Raw genomic sequence first — 20941 nt, 5'->3', positions numbered from 1 at the left:
AGACGCACTCCTCTGTGTGTATGCAGCATTACCAGCTGGACTTGATAACGCCGGGGATCTGTCCGGCGGAAGCATATTTACGCAGGCAGATACGGCACATCTGAAACTTGCGATAAAAAGCCTTGGGACGTCCGCAGACCGGGCAGCGGTTATGCTGACGTACCTTGAACTTAGGCGTGCGCTGCGACTTGTTGATCATCGAGACTTTTGCCACGGAATCCTCCCACTAGTTCCTGAACGGCATGCCCATGTGCTTAAGCAGGGCCTTGCCTTCTTCATCATTTTTAGCTGAAGTTACAATAGTAACATTCAACCCCTTGATTTTGTCGATTTCATCGTAATTGATTTCGGGAAAGATCAGCTGTTCTTTAATGCCCAGCGTGTAATTACCCTGTCCATCAAAAGCCTTGCCAGAAACACCTTTGAAGTCACGTACACGGGCAAGTGCTACGTTCATCAGGCGATCCAGAAACTCATACATACGCTCACGACGAAGAGTTACCATACATCCGATAGGCATACCCTCACGAAGTTTAAAGCTCGCAATTGACTTCTTTGCCTTGGTAATTACCGCCTTCTGGCCAGTGATTTTACCCAACTCTGATGCAGCAGAATCAAGAATTTTTACATTCTGAATCGCCTCACCAAGCCCCATATTGATAACTACCTTTTCAATTCTGGGGACTTCCATAATATTTTTATAATTGAACTCAGCACGCAGTTTCTGCACTACTTCGTTCTGGTATACATCTTTCAATCTGGCCATGGCCTGGATTCCTCCCGATTAATTCTCCAGAGAGCTGTCACACTTGACACAGGTGCGTTGTTTTTCACCGTTCTCAAGCACCTTGATTCTGGTGCGAACAGGTTTTACGCACTTGGTACAGTAAAGCTGTACATTGGACACATGCAGTGCAGCTTCTTTCTCAGTAATGCCGCCAGGCTCATTACCACGGGCACGTACGTGACGCTTCACCATATTAAGGCCTTCTACGATAACTGCGTCTTTTTTAGGGAGTACCTGTAGTACTTTGCCAGTCTTTGCCTTTTCCTTACCGGCAATGACCATTACCGTATCACCTTTAGCTACGTGATATTTTTTCGTTTGCATCAGTGTTTCTCCAATTTTGCGTTAAAGTACTTCCGGTGCAAGGGAGATGATCTTCATAAACTTTTTAGCCCGCAATTCCCGTGCGACAGGACCGAAGATACGGGTACCGACCGGTTCCTTCGCGTTATTAATGACAACACCTGAGTTGTTGTCAAAACGAATGTAGGAACCATCAGGGCGTCCAAGTTCTTTTGCGGTACGTACTATTACCGCTTTAACCACATCACCTTTTTTTACCTTGGAATTAGGTAGCGCTTCACGCACTGAGCAGACGACAATGTCACCAACTCCTGCATATTTACGCTTAGACCCGCCAAGTACCTTGATGCAAAATAGTTTCTTTGCACCAGAGTTGTCGGCTACGTCAAGTATAGTCTGCATCTGAATCATGCTCGTATCCTCTCTGGGGGGCTGCTACGCAGCGCTCTCAAGAATCTGGCGCAGGGCCCAGCGCTTGTCTTTGCTTAATGGACGGCACTCAACAATCTGCACCTTATCCCCTGCCTTGCAGCTGTTCTTCTCATCGTGAACCTTATATTTTACACTCCGCTTGATATACTTATTATATAGCGGATGCTTAACAAGGCGATCGACTCTTACAACAACTGTCTTTTCCATTTTGTCACTGACTACGACGCCGGTCTGAGTACGTCTGTGTCCAAGCTCACCCATGACAGTCCTAACCCCTGCTTTCTGTAAGGATGGTATTGATCCGTGCGATATCTTTGCGGATCGCGCCAAGCTTTCCGGTATTCTCAAGGCGCCCTGTGTTCAATTGAAACTTAAGGTTGAAGAGCTCCTGGGTCAATTCGTCCCGTTTCTGCTTCAATTCAGCCTCAGCCATTTTGCGGATATCATTAGCCTTCATTTTGGGTACCTCTGGTAATGAACTTGGTGGATATAGGCAGCTTGTGAGCTGCCAATCTGAAGGCCTCGCGTGCGATTTCCTCAGTAACCCCCTCCATCTCATACAGCACCATGCCGGGCTTTACCACACACACCCAAGAATCAGGAGAACCTTTACCCTTACCCATCCGGGTTTCAGCCGGCTTTGCTGTCAGCGGCTTATCAGGAAACATACGGATCCAGATCTTTCCGCCCCGCTTAATATAACGGGTCATGGCAATACGCGCTGCCTCAATCTGACGTGAGTCGACCCAACCGCATTCGGTAGCCTGCAGTGCAAACTCACCGTATGAGATCTCGATCCGGCGGCAGGCTGCACCCGTCATCCGCCCTTTCATCTGCTTTCTATGCTTAACCCTTTTCGGCATTAACATGTGACTTGCTCCTGAAACTTATTGTCCTGGCAGGACTTCACCCTTGAAGATCAGGACCTTTACCCCGATGATACCATAGGTGGTCTTGGCCTCGGCAAACCCGTAATCGATATCTGCACGCAGGGTGTGCAACGGTACCCTGCCTTCACGATACCACTCGGTACGTGACATTTCAGCACCACCCAAACGGCCTGAACAGGTGATACGAATACCCTTTGCACCAAACTTGAGTGAAGAGGTTACACTCTTCTTCATGGCGCGACGGAATGCAATCCGACGCTCAAGTTGAAGTGCTACGTTTTCAGCAACCAGTTGAGCATCAAGCTCAGGCTTACGAACCTCATTAATGTTAATGAACACTTCTTTTGAGGTAATAGCAGCCAGATCTTTTTTAAGCAGCTCTACTTCAGCACCCTTCTTGCCGATAATCAGGCCTGGACGGGCTGCGTGAATATTGATCTTGGTCTTGTTTGCAGCACGCTCAATTTCAATCTTTGAGATGCCTGCACTATACAGACGCTTCTTCAAAAACTGGCGAATCTTCAGGTCCTCGTGGAGGTTCTTGGCAAAATCAGCCTCAGCGTACCACTTCGAGTCCCAGGTCTTGATGACGCCAAGTCTGAAACCTATCGGATTTACTTTCTGTCCCAAGACTGCACCTCCGGCCTATCTCGTTTTCGTGTCAGACAAAACCACTGAAATGTGGCTTGTCGGCTTGCGGATCTTGCTAGCACGGCCCATTGCGCGCGGTACAAAGCGCTTAAGAACGGCACCGCCATCAACAAAGATCGTTTTTACAAACAGCTTGTCTATATCGTTCACACCCTTCTGCTCGGCATTGGCAACTGCCGACTTAAGAAGTTTGAGAAGAATCTGTGCTGACGGGTTCGGCAAGAAAGACAGGGTGTTCAGGGCTTGCTGGATACCCTTGCCCCGAACCAGATCGGCGACAGTCCGCGTCTTACGCGGAGACAGGCGTGCTAATGATAATTTGGCACTGGATTCCATTCAAATCGCTCCTTTATTACTTCTTGACCTTGCTCTTTTTGTCGGCAGCATGGCCGTGGAAGGTCCGAGTTGGTGAAAATTCACCCAATTTATGACCAACCATGTTCTCGGTAACAAAGACCGGGATGAATTTCTTGCCGTTATGTACCGCCAGAGACACCCCGATAAACTCAGGGGTAATAGTTGAGCGGCGGGACCATGTCTTGATGATTTTTTTGGAGTTAGGACCCTCAGTCTCAACTTTTTTCATCAGGTGGCCATCTACGAAGGGGCCTTTTTTTATCGAGCGTGCCATATAGAGCTAGCCTCTCATTCGATTATTTCGTACGTTTTTTAACAATAAAGCGGTCTGACGTTTTATTGGTGCGGGTTTTATAACCCTTGGTCGGAATGCCCCACGGAGTTACCGGGTGACGTCCACCAGAGGTTCTACCTTCACCACCGCCATGCGGGTGGTCAACCGGGTTCATAGCAACACCACGAACCTTCGGACGCTTACCCAGCCAGCGTGAGCGGCCAGCTTTACCCAGACATACGTTCTCATGGTCAATATTACCTACTTGACCAATGGTCGCATAACAGTCTTGAAGAACCAGACGAACCTCACCGGAAGGCAACTTAACCTGTGAGTACTTGCCCTCTTTAGACATCAACTGAGCAAACGTACCGGCACTACGGGCAAGTTGCGCCCCTTTGCCGATCTTAAGTTCAATATTATGGATGATGGTGCCCAGCGGAATCGAGCGTAATGGCAAAGAATTGCCTGGCTTGATGTCTGCTTCCGGACCGCTTAGCACCGTGTCGCCTACCTTGAGGTCAAGCGGTGCCAGGATGTAGCGTTTTTCACCATCAGTATAGTGAAGAAGAGCAATCCGTGCACTACGGTTCGGGTCATATTCAATCGTTGCGACTTTTGCAGGGATACCACGCTTGTCACGACGAAAATCAATCATACGATACTTCTGCTTGTGACCACCGCCTTGATGGCGTGCAGTTACTCGGCCAAAGTGGTTACGACCACCAGTCTTTTTAATCTTGACCAGCAGGGACTTCTCCGGCGTTGTGGAGGTGATCTCCTCAAACGTCGAACAGGTTTGATGTCTGCGCCCAGCAGATGTGGGCTTGTAGCTCTTTATTGCCATACCTGAACCCCGATTCAGTAATGATTAGTCCGTTACACTTCGAAGAAGTCGACGGTCTGGCCTTCCTTCAGCGTGATATAGGCCTTTTTCCAGTTTTGACGCTTGCCATAGTTACGACCGAAGCGCTTGACTTTGCCAGCCACATTCACGGTACGTACCGAAGTAACATTGACCTTGAAGAGCGACTCAATAGCTTTCTTGATCTCGATCTTGTTTGAATCACGGTCAACCACCAGGGTGATGGTGTTTGCAGCCTCTGTACCGAGAGATGTCTTCTCAGTGACGTGTGGCTTTTTGATAATTGAATAAATGTTCATTACTGCAGCGCTCCTTCCACGAGTCGCACAGCACCCTCGGTCATGACAATGTTTTGATATTTAAGGACATCAAAGACATTCAAGCCGTCAGCCTTGAGCAACTTAACATAGGGAACATTTCGCGACGACAGTGAAAGGTTCGTCGATGGTTCCTCGGTGATAATCAATGACCGCTCCAGATCGAATTTCTTCATAAAACCGGCAAAGTCTTTAGTGGAAATCTTTGCAAATTCAAGTTGATCAAGAACAGTAATCTTTTCACTCTTGAGCTGCATGGATAGCAGGGAACGCAGTGCAGCTTTACGAGCTTTCTTATTGATACCAAGATTATAGGTCTTTGGTTGAGGACCGAAAACGGTACCACCACCCGGATATTGAGGCGCACGTGAACAACCTTGACGTGCATTACCGGTACCCTTTTGTTTAAACGGCTTCTTACCACCGCCGGAAACTTCAGCACGAGTCTTGGTTTTAACCGTACCTGCACGGCGATTGGCAAGCTGTACCTTAAGAGCCTGATGAATGAGCGGCTCTTTGACTTCAGCGGCAAAGATCTGCTCATTAAGGGCAACTTCACCAATTTTTTCACGATTCATATTATACAGAGCTATTGTTGGCATACGTAACTACTCCGTCTGATTACTTGGTGGCTTTGACGCTGTCTTTAATGACAACGACATTGTTCTTGGAACCTGGAATCGCACCTTTAATCAGGATTAGATTCTGATCTGCATCAACTCGAACCACCTGGAGACGCTGTACTGTAACGCGCTCATTCCCCATCTGACCCGGCATCTTTTTATTCTTGAAAACCCGTGAAGGTGTTGCCGAACAACCGATTGAACCAGGTGCACGGTGGAAGCGGGAACCGTGGGAGGCGCGACCACCCTTGAAGTTGTGCCGCTTGATAACCCCCTGAAAACCTTTACCGATACTGGTACCAGTAACATCTATCAGATCGCCGGGTTCAAACTGTTGAACAGTAAGCTCATCACCGATATTCAGATCAGCCTCTTGCTCCAATTTCAGTTCACGCAGGTGCCTAAACACACCTTTACCGGCCTTAACGCAATGCCCACGATCAGCAGAGTTTGCCTTAGCAGCATTGACGGTTTCGAACCCAACCTGTACGGCTGAATAGCCATCAACTTCTGCTGTCTTCTTTTGCAGCACCACACAAGGGCCTGCCTGTACCACCGTTACTGGAACGCGGGTACCATCTTCCAGGAAGATCTGGGTCATGCCCAGCTTTTTTCCGATAATCCCTTTATTCATAACAGACATCCTATCTGGCAATAATGTCTACAGCTTGATTTCAACATCAACGCCTGCGGACAGGTCCAATTTCATCAGCGCGTCAACGGTCTGCTGTGTCGGGTCAAGAATATCAATCAGACGCTTATGGGTTCTGATCTCAAACTGGTCACGGGACTTCTTGTCAACGTGCGGTCCGCGCAGCACGCAATACTTATTGATAACCGTTGGCAGCGGAATTGGTCCTGCTACACGAGCGCCGGTACGCTTTGCCGTCTCAACAATCTCACCGACGGATACATCCAGCAACTTATGGTCATATGCCTTAAGGCGAATTCTGATCTTCTGGCTCTGCATCGCTTCCTCGCTTAATCTTTACTCGATAATTGCGCTGACGACGCCGGCGCCTACGGTACGACCACCTTCACGGATGGCGAAGCGAAGACCTTCGTCCATGGCGATCGGGGTGATCAGGTTTACGGTCATGGCAATATTGTCACCAGGCATTACCATCTCGGTGCCGGCAGGCAGTTCAGCTACACCGGTTACGTCAGTGGTGCGGAAGTAGAACTGCGGACGGTAGCCGTTAAAGAATGGGGTGTGACGACCACCTTCTTCTTTGGTGAGAATGTAGGCTTCTGCCTTGAACTTGGTGTGCGGGGTGATGCTACCGGGCTTGGCAAGTACCTGGCCACGCTCGATGTCTTCACGCTTAACACCACGCAGCAGGGCGCCGATGTTGTCGCCAGCCTGACCTTGGTCAAGCAGTTTACGGAACATTTCTACACCGGTTACGGTGGTCTTGGCGGTAGCCTTGATGCCGACGATTTCGATTTCCTCGCCAACCTTTACAATGCCGCGCTCTACACGACCGGTGGCAACTGTACCACGACCGGAGATGGAGAATACGTCTTCTACCGGCATCAGGAACGGACGGTCAATGGCACGCTCAGGATCAGGGATGTAGCTGTCAACAGCTTCCATCAGTGCGTTAACGGAGTCTTCACCCAGTTCGTCCTTGTCGCCGTTAAGGGCCTTCAGGGCGGAGCCTTTGATGATTGGAATATCGTCACCCGGGAAGTCATAGCTGGAAAGCAGTTCACGGATTTCCAGTTCTACCAGCTCAAGCAGCTCAGCGTCGTCTACCATGTCAGCCTTGTTGAGGAAGACAACGATGTAGGGCACGCCAACCTGACGGGCAAGCAGGATGTGCTCACGGGTCTGAGGCATTGGGCCGTCTGCTGCTGATACAACCAGAATAGCACCGTCCATCTGAGCTGCACCGGTGATCATGTTCTTGACGTAGTCAGCGTGACCAGGGCAGTCGACGTGGGCGTAGTGACGCTTGTCGGTTTCGTATTCAACGTGGGCGGTCGCAATGGTGATACCACGCTCACGCTCTTCAGGGGCGTTGTCAATCTGGTCAAACGCCTTGTATTCGGCCTGACCCTTGCCAGCAAGCACCTTGGTGATCGCTGCGGTCAATGTGGTCTTACCATGGTCAACGTGACCAATCGTTCCGATGTTTACGTGCGTTTTATTACGCTCAAATTTAGCCTTGGCCATCGACTGGTTCCTCCTGTTTCTTAAGTCGCGGGGTATTACCCTTTTACTTTTGCAATAATTTCGTCAGATACAGACTTCGGTACCGGCTCGTAATGATCAAATGTCATAGCATAGGTTGCACGACCCTGAGTGGCCGAACGAAGGTCAGTAGAGTAACCAAACATATTTGCCAGTGGGACCATAGAACTAACTACCTGTGCTCCAGCACGGGAGTCCATACCCATGATACGGCCACGACGGGAGTTCAGGTCACCGATAACCTCACCCATATACTCTTCTGGAACCACAACCTCTACCGACATAATCGGCTCAAGCAGGATCGGACCGGCCTTCTGACAGCCCTCTTTAAAGCCCATGGAGCCAGCTATCTTGAAAGCCATTTCCGAGGAGTCAACTTCGTGATATGACCCGTCAATCAGCGTCACCTTCACGTCAACAACCGGGAAACCAGCCAGCACGCCGTTATCGGTTGCCTCTTGGATACCTTTGTCAACAGCAGGGATATATTCGCGAGGTACAACACCACCTTTGATGGCATCAACAAATTCATACCCTTTACCCGGTTCCGGCTGCGGCTCAACCTCAAGCCAGACATGACCATACTGGCCACGGCCACCAGACTGACGTACGAATTTACCCTCAACCTTAACCTTCTTGGTAATCGTTTCACGGTAGGCAACCTGAGGCTTACCAACATTTGCCTCAACCTTAAACTCACGCATCATCCGGTCAACAATGATCTCAAGGTGCAACTCGCCCATACCGGAAATGATCGTCTGGCCGGTTTCCTCGTCGGTCTTAACCCTGAACGAAGGATCTTCACTAGCCAGCTTCTGAAGTGAAAGGCCGAGTTTCTCCTGGTCAGACTTGGTCTTTGGCTCAATTGCAATCGAAATAACCGGCTCGGGGAATTCAATTGACTCAAGGATAACAGCCTGATCTTCATTGCAGAGTGTATCACCGGTAGTAGTGTATTTAAGCCCTACTGCAGCAGCAATGTCACCTGCATAAACTTCCTTGATCTCTTCACGCTTATTCGCATGCATCTTCAGCAAACGACCGATTCGCTCACGCTTGCCTTTGGTTGCATTATAGACATAGGAACCGGACTGCAGTACGCCTGAGTAGACCCGGATAAATGTCAGCTGACCAACAAAAGGGTCAGTCATAATCTTAAAACCGAGCGCTGAGAACGGCTCAGTATCGTCTGCCTTACGCTCAACCTCTGCACCGGACTCATCAATACCCTTAATAGCAGGAATATCAAGCGGAGAAGGCATATAATCAACTACAGCATCAAGCAGGTTCTGAACACCCTTGTTCTTAAAGGACGAACCACACACAACCGGAATAATCTGTATATTGATCGTACAGGAGCGAATAGCAGCCATAATTTCTGCTTCAGTCAGCTCCTCGCCACCAAGATATTTTTCCATCAGAGCATCGTCGTGACTTGAAATCTCCTCGATCAGTTTGTCACGCCACTCTTTGGCTTCGTCAAGCAGGTCGGCAGGAATCTCTTCCTCATGAAACTTAGCGCCAAGCGACTCCTCGTCCCAGATAATTGCCTTCATCCGAACCAGATCAACAATTCCCTTAAAATAATCTTCCTTACCAACAGGCAGCTGAAGCGGAACAGGATTTGCCTTCAAGCGATCCTTAATCATCTGAACGCCACGGAAGAAGTCCGCACCAATACGATCCATCTTATTAATAAACGCAATCCGGGGAACACAGTACTTGTCTGCCTGGCGCCACACTGTTTCAGACTGCGGCTCAACACCACCAACAGAACAGAACACCGCAACAGCACCATCCAAAACCCGCAACGAACGCTCAACCTCAATAGTAAAGTCGACGTGACCAGGAGTATCAATAATATTAATACGATGATCATTCCACTCACAGGTAGTAGCAGCCGAGGTTATTGTAATACCACGCTCCTGCTCCTGCTCCATCCAGTCCATGGTCGCAGTACCTTCATGCACTTCACCAATTTTATGAGAAACCCCGGTGTAGTACAGAATACGCTCAGTGGTGGTGGTCTTACCGGCGTCGATGTGCGCCATAATGCCGATATTGCGATATTTATTAAGTGGTGACAAACGAGACACGAACTATTCCTCCAGCAAGCTAAAAACTACCAACGATAGTGAGCAAAGGCACGGTTTGCCTCTGCCATCTTATGGGTATCTTCCCGCTTTTTAACAGCAGCACCACGACTGTTGAAGGCATCCAAAATTTCGCCAGCCATCTTCTCAGTCATCGTCTTCTCGGAACGAGCCGCCGAATACTTGATCAACCAGCGCATCGCCAAAGAGACCCGACGATCAGGACGAACCTCAACCGGAACCTGATAGGTAGAACCACCAACCCGGCGCGACTTAACCTCAAGAGCAGGCTTAATATTATCAAGACACTTCTTCAGAGCCTTGACCGCCTCTTCTCCCGACTTACTCTCAACAATATCCAATGCACGATACAGTATCGACTCAGCAACACTCTTCTTGCCGCCAACCATCAGAATATTGATCAGCTTAGCAACAGTCTTATCGTTATATTTTGGATCCGGCAGAATCACACGCTTAGGTACTTCACGTCTCCTCGGCATACCTTACCCCTCTGACTAGTTTACTTAGGACGCTTGGCGCCGTACTTGGAACGACCCTGCATACGACCCTTAACACCTACAGAATCAAGCGTACCCCGAACGATATGATAACGAACACCCGGCAAGTCCTTCACCCGGCCGCCACGAATCAACACAACCGAGTGCTCCTGCAGGTTATGACCAACACCCGGAATATAGGAAGTAACCTCAATCCCGTTTGTCAAGCGAACACGAGCAACCTTACGAAGAGCAGAGTTAGGCTTCTTAGGCGTCGTAGTATAAACCCTGGTGCAAACACCACGCTTCTGCGGGCAGCTCTTCAAAGCCGGTGCAGTAGACTTATCTCTCTTTTTTTCCCTACCCTGACGAATCAACTGATTGATCGTTGGCATACGATTACCTGTCTCCCAGCAGCAAAATTCTCAACGCCAAAAAGCGCGAACACCCTACATACCAAGAATGAAGTTATAATGTCAACATATATTTTGCCGACACCAAGCAGACAACAACTAAACACACATTTTACGAGTCATGCGCAACATATTAATCACATGGTGGGGGATGGAATAAGTGTAGGGCCGGAATCTCACCAGCATCTCCATCCTTTATCAGCTACCAAAAAACCGGCAGCCTGTCGCACACTCTCATTGAGTCGAGACCGACAACATACGTGTTTATACGCATGCTGTCAATCATTTTATTTGAGCTCTACAAAAAAGATTGCATGCGGCTGATGCCGCATGCAATCAGAGTTCAGCTCTAACAGGTACTATGCGGCCTGCTGTTCGTCATCCAGATCCAGCGTAGCATCTGCCTGTGGTACCGCCAGCTCGCCGGCCTGCTCCTCTACATGCAGACGGAGGTGGCGATAACGTGGTATACCGGTTCCGGCGGGTATTAACCTACCCATAATAACGTTCTCTTTCAGTCCGCGCAGGGCATCCACCTTACCTTCAATAGCGGCCTGTGTCAGCACCTTCGTGGTTTCCTGGAACGATGCCGCTGAGATGAATGACTCAGTTGAGAGAGAGGCCTTGGTAATACCAAGCAGAAGTGGTTCTGCCGTTGCAGGACGCTTCCCTTCAGCAAAGGCCTTGGCATTTTCCTCTTCAAAGACGTAGCGTTCAACCTGATCATCAATCAGCAGGTTGGTATCACCGACCTCCTTGATTCTGACGCGGCGCAACATCTGCCGTACGATAACCTCAATATGCTTATCGTTGATCTTAACGCCTTGCAGACGGTAGACTTCCTGTACTTCATCGACCAGATATTTGGCAAGCTCCTTAACACCGAGAACACGCAGAATGTCGTGCGGGTTTGACGAGCCATCCATCAGCGGTTCACCGGCACGGACGTAATCACCTTCATGTACGCTGATATGCTTGCCTTTGGGAATCAGATACTCTTTCGGCTCACCAAGCTCGGGTGTAACCACCACCTTGCGCTTGCCTTTAGAGTCTTTACCGAAATTAACCTTACCGTCGATCTCGGTAATAACAGCAAAGTCTTTCGGTTTACGTGCTTCAAACAACTCGGCGACCCGGGGAAGACCACCGGTAATATCCTTGGTCTTGGTTGTTTCGCGAGGAATCTTGGCAATGATATCACCGCCGCAGATGACCGTATCTTCAGTTACGTTGATGATGGCACCAACAGGCAGATAGTAACGACCAATGGTGCCACCGGACTCGCCGGCATCTTTAATGGCAATTCTCGGCCGCTTATCCGAATCCTTGGTTTCGACGATCTCTTTGCGGGAAAGGCCGGTGACATCATCCAGCTTTTCCTCCATAGTGACACCTTCAATAATGTCACCAAACTTGACCCGACCGCCGACCTCAGTCAGAATCGGCATGGTATACGGATCCCATTCAGCAAGCGTTTCACCTGCCTTGACCGCCCCCTCCGGAGCAATCTTCAGTTTTGCACCGTAAACAACACCGTACCGTTCACGTTCACGGCCGGTTTCGTCCACCACGGCAACCTCACCGTTACGGCTCATGACAATATGGAAACCTTCTGCATTGACTACGGTATGCAGATTTATGTATTTGACCAAGCCCTCATAGCGGGCCTCAAGTGAAGTCTGTTCAGCAGCCCGGGATGCAGTACCACCGATGTGGAAGGTACGCATGGTCAGCTGGGTACCAGGCTCACCGATGGACTGGGCAGCGATAACACCAACTGCCTCACCCATGTTAACAATATGCCCACGGGCAAGGTCGCGGCCGTAACATTTGGCACAGATGCCACGTTTACTCTGGCAGGTGAGCACTGAGCGCATCTTGACCTTCTCAAGACCTGCATCTTCGATTTTCTTGACCAGATTTTCGTCAATCTCCTGGTTTGCCTCCACCAGGATCTCGTCCGTAATCGGGTCATGGATATCATCAAGAGCAACCCGGCCAAGGATACGGTCACCGATATGCTCAATAACTTCACCACCCTCGGTCAGCGAGCTGACCGTCAGGCCGTCCAGAGTACCGCAATCATCTTCGGTGATGATCGCGTCCTGGGCCACGTCAACCAGACGACGGGTCAGGTAACCTGAGTTTGCCGTTTTCAGCGCGGTATCGGCAAGACCCTTCCGTGCACCGTGGGTTGAGATGAAGTACTGCAACACGGTCAACCCCTCACGGAAGTTTGCGGTAATCGGAGTTTCAATAATTTCGCCGGACGGTTTTGCCATCAAGCCCCGCATACCGGCCAACTGGCGAATCTGCTGTGCCGAGCCCCGTGCGCCTGAGTCAGCCATCATGTGAATGGCATTAAAGGAGGGGATTTCAACCTCTTTGCCATCACTGTCAACAACGATCTCCTTGGAGAGGTTACCCAACATCTCCTTGGCGATCTCTTCAGTAGATTTGGCCCAGATATCGATAACCTTGTTGTAACGTTCACCATCGGTAATCAGACCTTCGGTGTACTGGTTTTGAATCTCCTGAACCTCTTCATTGGCCCTGTCTATGATGGCCTGTTTACCTTCAGGAATAACCATGTCATCGATACAGATTGAGATACCAGCCAGGTTTGCGTAGCGGAAACCGGTCTCTTTCAGACGGTCAGCCAGAATAACCGTTTCCTTGTTGCCCGCCAGACGGTAGCAGGTATCAATCAGGTTTGAGAGTTCCTTCTTGTTCATCACCTTGTTGATTGCCGAGAAAGGAACCTGTGGAGGCAACACCTCCCGCAGAATGATCCTGCCGACGGTGGTATCAACCAGTTGCGGCTTCTCATCCGGGTTGTCAGGTGCATCAATCATCCGCACTTTGACCCGTGCCTGCATATCAACCTCACCATGGTCAAAGGCGATACGCACTTCTTCGGGAGAGGCAAAAGTCGTCCTCTCGCCTTTAGCGCCAATCCGCTCCCTGGTCATGTAATAGGTTCCAAGAACCATATCCTGCGAAGGCACGATAATCGGCTTGCCGTGAGCCGGGGAGAGGATATTGTTGGTGGACATCATCAACACCCTGGTTTCCACCTGACTTTCAATGGAAAGCGGCAGGTGCACGGCCATCTGGTCACCGTCAAAGTCGGCGTTGAAGGCAGTACAGACCAGTGGGTGCAGCTGAATGGCCTTACCTTCGATCAAAACCGGCTCAAAGGCCTGTATGCCGAGTCTGTGCAGGGTTGGTGCACGGTTCAACATGACCGGGTGTTCCCGGATTACTTCTTCCAGCACATCCCACACTTCGGGACGTTCCTTTTCCACCATCTTCTTGGCACTCTTGATGGTGGTAACATAGCCACGCTCTTCGAGCTTGTTATAAATAAACGGCTTGAACAGCTCCAGAGCCATTTTCTTGGGCAGACCGCACTGGTGCAACTTCAGTTCAGGACCGACAACAATAACGGAACGGCCGGAGTAGTCGACCCGCTTACCCAACAGGTTCTGACGGAAACGGCCGGATTTACCCTTGAGCATGTCAGACAGCGACTTGAGCGGACGCTTGTTGGGGCCGGCAATAGCGCGGCCACGGCGACCGTTGTCAAACAGGGCATCAACCGCCTCCTGCAGCATCCGCTTTTCGTTACGGATGATCACCTCCGGGGCCTGCAGTTCACAAAGACGCTTAAGGCGGTTATTCCGGTTGATAACACGACGATAGAGGTCGTTCAGATCAGAGGTGGCAAAACGTCCGCCATCCAGCGGCACCAGAGGACGCAATTCCGGTGGCAATACCGGAATGCATTCCAGGATCATCCATTCGGGCTTATTGCCAGACTGCTTGAAGGCCTCTACCACCTTAAGACGCTTGGCCACCTTCTTGCGCTTGGCCTCGCTGGTGGACTCCATCATCTCCATCCGCAGTTGAACTGCCAGCTCATCGAGCTCCAACGCCTGTAGACACTTCCGTACGGCTTCTGCACCCATGCCGCCTTCAAAGGCATCAATGCCATACTCTTCCTGGGCCTTGAGAAACTTATCCTCTGACAACACCTCACAGAACTTGAGTGGCGTTGTACCAGGGTCAGTGATGGCAAAAGCCTCGAAATACAGCACCCGTTCAAGATCCTTGAGAGTAATATCGAGCAGATTGCCGATCCGGGAAGGTAGCGACTTGAGGAACCAGATATGCGCCACCGGGGTAGCGAGATCAATATGTCCAAGCCGTTCACGGCGCACCTTGGAGGGAATAACCTCGACGCCGCACTTCTCGCAGATAATACCGCGGTGCTTCATTCGCTTATATTTGCCGCAGTTACACTCGTAATCCTTGGTCGGTCCAAATATTTTGGCACAGAACAAGCCATCACGCTCCGGCTTGAAGGTCCGATAGTTAATCGTCTCCGGCTTTTTCACTTCACCAAAGGAACGCTCCCGAATCTTCTCCGGTGAGGAGATGGAGATACGAATAGCTGAAAAATGCAGGGGATCTTTTGGTTTATCGAAGAAGCTTCCTGTGAAATAATCTTCCACGGTCTATCCTCCAGTGTAATCTCAATCATCAAGGCGAACCGGTCGGTTCGCAACAGCGGCATAACTACCGCACCGTGTTACTCATCCCCTTCAAGCAGCTCCACATCAAGGCAAAGTGATTGAAGTTCCTTGATAAGCACGTTAAACGACTCTGGCAGACCAGGCTCCAACGTGTGCTTACCTTTCACAATCGCTTCGTACATGCGGGTACGTCCGGAGACGTCGTCCGACTTGACGGTCAGGAACTCCTGCAGTGCATAAGAACAGCCATATGCCTCCATCGCCCAGACTTCCATCTCACCCAGACGCTGGCCGCCAAACTGGGCCTTACCACCCAGTGGTTGCTGCGTAACCAGCGAGTAAGGTCCGATTGAACGGGCATGGATCTTGTCATCAACCAAGTGATGCAGCTTCAGGACGTACATGATACCAACCGTTACCTTATGCTTAAACGGCTCACCGGTACGACCGTCAAAAAGCGTTACCTGGCCATTGGTTGCAAAGCCGGCGCGGGTCAACAGCTCTTTGATTTTCGCCTCACCGGCACCTTCGAATACCGGTGATGCCATCGGCACACCACGCGACAGGCGCCGCGCAACCAGCAGCAGTTCTTCACGATCCATGGTGTCAAGTATCTTGTTGAAGTCAGCATTATCGTATGTTTCACGAATGAACTTCTTCAGGTTTTCTTCAGAGGTATGCTCTTCCAGCATCTTCTGAATCTTCCAGCCCAGACCTTTAGCAGCCCAGCCAAGGTGGGTCTCAAGGATCTGTCCAACGTTCATACGGGAAGGAACACCCAAGGGGTTCAGCACAATTTCAACGGGGCGCCCATCATCCATATACGGCATATCTTCTTCAGGCAGGATGCGGGAAACAACACCCTTGTTACCGTGACGACCAGCCATTTTGTCACCAACCTGGAGCTTACGCTTGATGGCGACATAGACCTTGACCATCTTGATTACACCAGGAGGCAGATCGTCGCCCCTTCTCAGCTTTTGAACCTTATCGTCGAATACCCCACGAATAAGCTCGACCTGCTCGTTGAGTTTGGACAGGACCTCAGCGACTTTTTCCTCGACATCGGTTCCGTCACTGACTGAAATGGTTGCCCAGCGGTCCATGGTCAGGGACTCAAGCAGTTCATCGGTAATCTTCTTGCCCTTGGCAAGAACAGTTACGCCGTGACGATCCTCGATCTTGGCACCGGCAGTCTTACCCACCAGGAGGCGCTTCAGCTTGCCGCGAGCTGAATCTCGGATGATACGGACCTCATCCTGCTCGTCCTTGCGAAGCTTCTCTTCCTCAATCTTCTCAATCAGTTCAGTCCGGGCGTCCTTATCATTACCCTTACGGGAGAAGACCTTGGCGCCGATAACGGTACCTTCCACGCCCGGAGGTATGGTCAAGGAGGTATCACGGACATCACCAGCTTTTTCACCGAAGATCGCACGCAGCAGTTTCTCTTCGGGAGAGAGCTGGGTCTCGCCTTTGGGAGTGATTTTCCCGACCAGGATATCGCCAGGTTTGACCTCGGCACCGATCCTGATGATACCTGACTCATCCAGATCTTTAAGAGCCTCTTCACCAAGGTTTGGAATATCAGCGGTAATTTCTTCCTTGCCAAGCTTTGTATCACGGGCCACACACTCAAATTCTTCGATGTGAATTGATGTGTAGCGGTCATCCTTGGTCAGCCGTTCAGAAACCAGGATGGAGTCCTCGAAGTTGTAGCCGCCCCAAGGCATGAAGGCCACAATGATGTTTTGACCAAGGGCCAGTTCACCCATATCGGTTGAGGGGCCATCAGCAATGACATCGCCGCGTTTGACCTTGTCCCCGACTTTTACCACCGGCTTTTGGTTGATACAGGTATTCTGGTTGGAGCGGGAAAACTTCACCAGATTGTAAATATCAACGCCGGTACCGGTCTCATCATACTCTTCTTCGTCAATCTTGATCACAATCCGGCCAGCATCAACCGCATCAACAACACCATTATGACGGGCAATAACAGAGACGCCGGAATCCTTCGCAACAATACGTTCCATGCCGGTACCCACCAACGGGGAATCCGCACGCAACAACGGAACTGCCTGCCGCTGCATGTTGGATCCCATCAGGGCCCGGTTTGCGTCATCGTTTTCCAGGAACGGAATCAGTGCCGCAGCAACGGATACCAGCTGCTTGGGTGCAACGTCCATCAGCTCAATTTCGTCACGCTGCACCAGAACAAACTCGCCGCTCTTCCGTGCAGAGACGTACTCATTAATAAACCGTCCGTCCTGATCCACCAAGGCATTTGCCTGGGCGATGGCATGTCCTTCCTCTTCCAGTGCAGAGAAGAACTTCACCTCACTGGTGACCTGGCCCTCCCGTACCAAACGGTACGGTGTCTCAACAAAACCATGCTCGTTGATCCGGGCGTAGGTGGAGAGAGAAGCGATCAAGCCGATGTTCGGACCTTCCGGCGTTTCAATCGGACAGACCCTGCCATAGTGGGTGGGATGAACGTCCCGCACCTCAAAGCCGGCACGTTCACGGGTCAGACCACCTGGTCCAAGGGCCGACAGGCGCCGTTTGTGGGTAACCTCGGACAGCGGGTTGGTCTGGTCCATAAACTGTGACAGCTGTGATGAACCAAAGAACTCCTTGACAACCGCAGACACAGGCTTTGAGTTAATCAGGTCGTGCGGCATCAGGTTTTCAACTTCCTGCAACGACATCCGTTCCTTAATTGCCCGTTCCATCCGTACCAGACCGATCCGATACTGATTCTCAAGCAATTCACCAACGGCCCGGACACGACGATTGCCCAAGTGGTCAATATCGTCAATCGCACCGCGACCATTTTTCAACTCGATCAGATAACGGACGATCTCGAGAATGTCGTTACGGTTACAGCACTCAACAGAGTCGCCATAGGCAACTTCCAGAAGCATACGATTGCGGCGCAGGCCTTCAATCCGCCGACGATTTTCGTCATAACCACCCTGCTCAATCAGATCCATCAGTTTTATGAACGACTCAGGCAGTTCAAGACCTGCAACCAGATCACGCTGGAAGAACTCAGCGTTGGCTACCGCACTATTCAGTTCTTCAGCCAGCTGTTCCAACAGACGCTCAGGCACCGGTTGTTTCAAATCGAGCTTTTTAAGCGATTTGGTCAGATCGCTCGAAAGTCTGTCTTTTAAAGCCAAGTCAACCGGACGGGTACCATTCACCAGGCCATCAATCAACTGCTCGGCATTTTGCAGCTCAGCAGCTGTCAACATGGTAGGCCCGTTAAGTATCGTACAATCCGGCCACACCTTCAGCCCCAGTTTAAAGTTCAGCTTCAGACGACCAACAGCTGAAAGATCATAACGTTCAGGGTTAAAGAACAGGTTATCAAAGAGTGCCAGCGAGCTCTTGAGAGTTGGTGGATCCCCCGGACGCAAACGCCGATAAATCTCGATCAGGGCTTCATCACTGGAGCTGATTTTATCAGCAAGCAGCGTATCACGGAAGGAAGAGGTGACGTTCAAACCGTCAATGTACAGCAGGTTGAAGGTTGTAACCTCTTTTTGGCGCAACTCGTCAAGCTTGTCGGCTGTCAGTTCCTGATTGCATTCCAGCAGTATTTCACCGGTTACCGGATCAACAACATCAGCAGAAGCATAGCGGCCAATAATATTCTCGGAACTGGTAGGAATGGTAGTAACACCATGATCCAAGAGCTTCTTTATAGAGGCCTTGGTGAATTTGCGGTTGGCCTTTACAATTACCTCACCATTGGCGTCTGCGACATCAACAACCGCCTTTTGCATGGTAAGCAGCTCGGGTTCAATCCCTTTGCGCAGTTCACCCGCTGCAATAAAAATCTGCTCACTCTTGTAGTAATAGTTCAGGAGATGTTCAACTGAATATCCCAGGGCCTTTAACAGGACCGTTGCCGGCATCTTACGACGACGGTCAATCCTTACAAACAGGATATCCTTATGGTCAAACTCAAAGTCAAGCCAGGAACCACGATAGGGGATAACCCTCGCAGAATACAGAACCTTGCCACTTGAGTGTGTCTTACCTTTATCGTGATCAAAGAATACACCCGGTGAGCGATGCAACTGGCTAACGATAACCCGCTCAGTGCCGTTGATAATAAAGGTGCCGTTTTCGGTCATCAACGGGATTTCCCCGAAGTAGACCTCCTGCTCCTTAATATCCTTAACACCACGGACACCCGACTCCTTGCCTGAATCCCAAATGACAAGCCGGACCTTAACCTTCATCGGGGCTGCATAGGTCATACCCCGTTGATGGCACTCCTCAACGTCATATTTAGGCTTGCTCAGCGTATAGGAGACATACTCCAGCGATGAAGTTTCGCTGAAGTCCTTTATAGGAAAAACAGACCGAAAAACAGCCTCAAGACCAATGTTTTTGCGTGAATCCAACGGGACGTCAGATTGCAAAAAACGACGGTAGGAGTTTTTCTGAATGTCAATCAGGTTAGGGATATCAATGATATTCTTGATAGTGGCAAAATTTTTGCGCAGCAGGTGGTTGTTGGCGATCGAGTAGGCCATACCTTCTCCTTCGGCAAGTAGCATAAAAGAACAGACATCAGCACACAACCTATTGATTTAAATAAATTAAATCGCAGATCACATGCCAGGAGGAATTAACAAAACAGGACAAGCCAAGGCCGCACCAGGCGACCTTGGCTTCCTGCAGGTATTGCACTGCGCAACTATTTGATTTCTACTTCTGCGCCAGCTTCAACCAGTTGCTTCTGAGCTTCTTCAGCTTCAGCCTTGGAGATACCGGTCTTAACGGGGCTTGGTGCGCCGTCAACCAGGTCTTTTGCTTCCTTCAGGCCCAGGCTGGTCAGAGTACGCACAACCTTGATCACGTTGATCTTGTTGGCACCGGCACTCTTCAGGATAACATCAAACTCAGTCTTCTCTTCAGCAGCCTCAGCAGCGGCAGCAGGAGCAGCAGCAGCAACTGCAACAGGAGCAGCAGCAGACACACCGAACTTTTCTTCCAGCTCCTTAACCAGCTCAGCCAGTTCAAGAACAGTCATCTTTTCAATAAATGCAACTACGTCTGCCTTAGTAATTTCAGCCATGATATCCTCCATATAGGTATCGAGTGTTTAATTGGGTATTAATACAGCGAGAAGTTCTAGTTGCCTTCTTTTTTTGCCCGGATTGCATCCAGGACACGCACCAGTGAGCCGGGCAGTGCAGCCAGTACGCCAACAAAATTCGTGGCTGGTGCCTGCATTGAGCCGAGCATCTTGGCAATCAACACTTCCCGTGATGGGAGATCAGCAAGTGCCTGAATCTGGCTAACATCAATCACTTTACCGGAAAGCACACCGGCTTTAAGTGCAAACACGCCTTTTGAATCCTTGGCGAATTTGGACAGGACCTTGGCAGCGCCGACAGGGTCATCATAAGATATAGCTACCGCTGTTGGGCCGGCAAGATAGGGAGCCAGACACGCAGCCTCGGTTTCTTTCGCAGCGATATCGAACAGGGTGTTCTTGAACACCTTGTACTCAACGCTGGCAGACCGGAGCTCGTTGCGCAGTGTTGTAGCCTTATCCACATTCATTCCGCGGAAGTCAGCCAGAAAAACTGCTTTTGCACGCAACAGCTTATCGTGCATCTGCGTTACTTGTTCCTGCTTGACAGATTTTTTCAAGCGTCGTCCTCCTTTCTTTTGGTTTCTG

Annotated in this window: 23 protein-coding genes; all 23 read right to left on the bottom strand. The window is 50.3% G+C overall.

From position 1 onward, the window contains the following. Positions 1-28: 28 nt before the first annotated feature. Positions 29-214: a type Z 30S ribosomal protein S14 gene (locus FY034_RS05795; protein WP_012469425.1), complete on the bottom strand. Its 186-nt coding sequence runs from the start codon at positions 212-214 to the stop codon at positions 29-31. 12 nt (positions 215-226) lie between these two features. Beyond that, positions 227-766, bottom strand: coding sequence for a 50S ribosomal protein L5 (gene rplE / locus FY034_RS05790; RefSeq protein ID WP_012469424.1), 540 nt, complete (start codon positions 764-766; stop codon positions 227-229). Positions 767-784: 18 nt separating this feature from the next. After that, on the bottom strand, positions 785-1111 hold the full coding sequence (gene rplX, locus FY034_RS05785) for a 50S ribosomal protein L24 (RefSeq protein WP_012469423.1): 327 nt from the start codon (positions 1109-1111) through the stop codon (positions 785-787). Positions 1112-1132: 21 nt separating this feature from the next. Continuing rightward, on the bottom strand, positions 1133-1501 hold the full coding sequence (rplN, locus tag FY034_RS05780; RefSeq protein WP_012469422.1) for a 50S ribosomal protein L14: 369 nt from the start codon (positions 1499-1501) through the stop codon (positions 1133-1135). Positions 1502-1525: 24 nt separating this feature from the next. Next, a complete protein-coding gene (gene rpsQ / locus FY034_RS05775; protein WP_012469421.1) occupies positions 1526-1783 on the bottom strand; it encodes a 30S ribosomal protein S17 in 258 nt (85 codons plus the stop codon). A gap of 7 nt (positions 1784-1790) precedes the next feature. Then, entirely contained in the window at positions 1791-1979 is a 189-nt protein-coding gene (gene rpmC, locus FY034_RS05770) for a 50S ribosomal protein L29 (RefSeq protein WP_265554408.1), read from the bottom strand. Next, the gene (rplP, locus tag FY034_RS05765) at positions 1969-2391 is read right to left on the bottom strand and encodes a 50S ribosomal protein L16 (RefSeq protein WP_012469419.1); all 423 of its coding nucleotides are present in this window, start codon (positions 2389-2391) and stop codon (positions 1969-1971) included. Before rplP ends, rpmC begins: the two co-directional genes overlap by 11 nt. A gap of 18 nt (positions 2392-2409) precedes the next feature. Then, the gene (gene rpsC / locus FY034_RS05760) at positions 2410-3042 is read right to left on the bottom strand and encodes a 30S ribosomal protein S3 (RefSeq protein WP_012469418.1); all 633 of its coding nucleotides are present in this window, start codon (positions 3040-3042) and stop codon (positions 2410-2412) included. 15 nt (positions 3043-3057) lie between these two features. Further along, complete coding sequence (gene rplV / locus FY034_RS05755) at positions 3058-3399, bottom strand: 50S ribosomal protein L22 (RefSeq protein ID WP_012469417.1); 342 nt, start codon at positions 3397-3399, stop codon at positions 3058-3060. Positions 3400-3415: 16 nt separating this feature from the next. Further along, positions 3416-3694, bottom strand: coding sequence for a 30S ribosomal protein S19 (gene rpsS / locus FY034_RS05750; RefSeq protein WP_012469416.1), 279 nt, complete (start codon positions 3692-3694; stop codon positions 3416-3418). Between the two features lie 22 nt (positions 3695-3716). After that, complete coding sequence (gene rplB, locus FY034_RS05745; RefSeq protein WP_012469415.1) at positions 3717-4541, bottom strand: 50S ribosomal protein L2; 825 nt, start codon at positions 4539-4541, stop codon at positions 3717-3719. 32 nt (positions 4542-4573) lie between these two features. Next, positions 4574-4858 (bottom strand): 50S ribosomal protein L23, encoded by a 285-nt coding sequence (gene rplW / locus FY034_RS05740; protein WP_265554404.1) that lies wholly within the window; start codon positions 4856-4858, stop codon positions 4574-4576. Next, positions 4858-5478 carry a 50S ribosomal protein L4 gene (rplD, locus tag FY034_RS05735; RefSeq protein ID WP_265554402.1) on the bottom strand — a complete coding sequence of 207 codons (621 nt, stop codon included), beginning with the start codon at positions 5476-5478 and terminating at the stop codon, positions 4858-4860. The genes rplW and rplD overlap by 1 nt, the downstream gene beginning before the upstream one ends. 19 nt (positions 5479-5497) lie before the next feature. Then, on the bottom strand, positions 5498-6133 hold the full coding sequence (gene rplC, locus FY034_RS05730; protein WP_265554401.1) for a 50S ribosomal protein L3: 636 nt from the start codon (positions 6131-6133) through the stop codon (positions 5498-5500). A 27-nt stretch (positions 6134-6160) separates the two neighbouring features. Beyond that, a complete protein-coding gene (gene rpsJ, locus FY034_RS05725) occupies positions 6161-6469 on the bottom strand; it encodes a 30S ribosomal protein S10 (protein WP_012469411.1) in 309 nt (102 codons plus the stop codon). 18 nt (positions 6470-6487) lie between these two features. Next, a complete protein-coding gene (tuf, locus tag FY034_RS05720; RefSeq protein WP_012469398.1) occupies positions 6488-7678 on the bottom strand; it encodes an elongation factor Tu in 1191 nt (396 codons plus the stop codon). 35 nt (positions 7679-7713) lie between these two features. Further along, positions 7714-9792, bottom strand: coding sequence for an elongation factor G (gene fusA, locus FY034_RS05715; RefSeq protein ID WP_265554398.1), 2079 nt, complete (start codon positions 9790-9792; stop codon positions 7714-7716). 26 nt (positions 9793-9818) lie between these two features. Beyond that, complete coding sequence (rpsG, locus tag FY034_RS05710; RefSeq protein ID WP_012469409.1) at positions 9819-10289, bottom strand: 30S ribosomal protein S7; 471 nt, start codon at positions 10287-10289, stop codon at positions 9819-9821. 20 nt (positions 10290-10309) lie between these two features. Then, positions 10310-10681, bottom strand: coding sequence for a 30S ribosomal protein S12 (gene rpsL, locus FY034_RS05705; RefSeq protein ID WP_012469408.1), 372 nt, complete (start codon positions 10679-10681; stop codon positions 10310-10312). A 377-nt stretch (positions 10682-11058) separates the two neighbouring features. Continuing rightward, positions 11059-15216, bottom strand: a complete 4158-nt coding sequence (rpoC, locus tag FY034_RS05700; RefSeq protein WP_265554395.1) for a DNA-directed RNA polymerase subunit beta' — start codon at positions 15214-15216, stop codon at positions 11059-11061. 77 nt (positions 15217-15293) lie between these two features. Then, a complete protein-coding gene (gene rpoB, locus FY034_RS05695; protein WP_265554394.1) occupies positions 15294-19787 on the bottom strand; it encodes a DNA-directed RNA polymerase subunit beta in 4494 nt (1497 codons plus the stop codon). A 164-nt stretch (positions 19788-19951) separates the two neighbouring features. Then, complete coding sequence (gene rplL, locus FY034_RS05690) at positions 19952-20332, bottom strand: 50S ribosomal protein L7/L12 (protein ID WP_012469405.1); 381 nt, start codon at positions 20330-20332, stop codon at positions 19952-19954. Between the two features lie 56 nt (positions 20333-20388). After that, a complete protein-coding gene (gene rplJ / locus FY034_RS05685) occupies positions 20389-20913 on the bottom strand; it encodes a 50S ribosomal protein L10 (protein ID WP_265554392.1) in 525 nt (174 codons plus the stop codon). Positions 20914-20941: the final 28 nt, after the last annotated feature.

This window comes from Trichlorobacter lovleyi, from assembly GCF_015239775.1.
GTDB classification, from domain to species: domain Bacteria; phylum Desulfobacterota; class Desulfuromonadia; order Geobacterales; family Pseudopelobacteraceae; genus Trichlorobacter; species Trichlorobacter lovleyi_B.
Note: the sequence above shows the minus strand (reverse complement) of the source record. Positions and strands in the feature narration are given on the sequence as shown.

Bases quoted from the DNA above. Each gene is read 5' to 3' on its own strand.
- rplC (WP_265554401.1), bottom strand. From the start codon at position 6,133: ATGAATAAAGGGATTATCGGAAAAAAGCTGGGCATGACCCAGATCTTC.
- rplL (WP_012469405.1), bottom strand. From the start codon at position 20,332: ATGGCTGAAATTACTAAGGCAGACGTAGTTGCATTTATTGAAAAGATG.
- rpsL (WP_012469408.1), bottom strand. From the start codon at position 10,681: ATGCCAACGATCAATCAGTTGATTCGTCAGGGTAGGGAAAAAAAGAGA.
- tuf (WP_012469398.1), bottom strand. From the start codon at position 7,678: ATGGCCAAGGCTAAATTTGAGCGTAATAAAACGCACGTAAACATCGGA.
- rplD (WP_265554402.1), bottom strand. From the start codon at position 5,478: ATGCCAACAATAGCTCTGTATAATATGAATCGTGAAAAAATTGGTGAA.
- rpsJ (WP_012469411.1), bottom strand. From the start codon at position 6,469: ATGCAGAGCCAGAAGATCAGAATTCGCCTTAAGGCATATGACCATAAG.
- rplE (WP_012469424.1), bottom strand. From the start codon at position 766: ATGGCCAGATTGAAAGATGTATACCAGAACGAAGTAGTGCAGAAACTG.
- rpsS (WP_012469416.1), bottom strand. From the start codon at position 3,694: ATGGCACGCTCGATAAAAAAAGGCCCCTTCGTAGATGGCCACCTGATG.
- rplN (WP_012469422.1), bottom strand. From the start codon at position 1,501: ATGATTCAGATGCAGACTATACTTGACGTAGCCGACAACTCTGGTGCA.
- rpsQ (WP_012469421.1), bottom strand. From the start codon at position 1,783: ATGGGTGAGCTTGGACACAGACGTACTCAGACCGGCGTCGTAGTCAGT.
- rplW (WP_265554404.1), bottom strand. From the start codon at position 4,858: ATGAACATTTATTCAATTATCAAAAAGCCACACGTCACTGAGAAGACA.
- rpoB (WP_265554394.1), bottom strand. From the start codon at position 19,787: ATGGCCTACTCGATCGCCAACAACCACCTGCTGCGCAAAAATTTTGCC.
- rpmC (WP_265554408.1), bottom strand. From the start codon at position 1,979: ATGAAGGCTAATGATATCCGCAAAATGGCTGAGGCTGAATTGAAGCAG.
- rplP (WP_012469419.1), bottom strand. From the start codon at position 2,391: ATGTTAATGCCGAAAAGGGTTAAGCATAGAAAGCAGATGAAAGGGCGG.
- rplX (WP_012469423.1), bottom strand. From the start codon at position 1,111: ATGCAAACGAAAAAATATCACGTAGCTAAAGGTGATACGGTAATGGTC.
- rplB (WP_012469415.1), bottom strand. From the start codon at position 4,541: ATGGCAATAAAGAGCTACAAGCCCACATCTGCTGGGCGCAGACATCAA.
- rplV (WP_012469417.1), bottom strand. From the start codon at position 3,399: ATGGAATCCAGTGCCAAATTATCATTAGCACGCCTGTCTCCGCGTAAG.
- rpsG (WP_012469409.1), bottom strand. From the start codon at position 10,289: ATGCCGAGGAGACGTGAAGTACCTAAGCGTGTGATTCTGCCGGATCCA.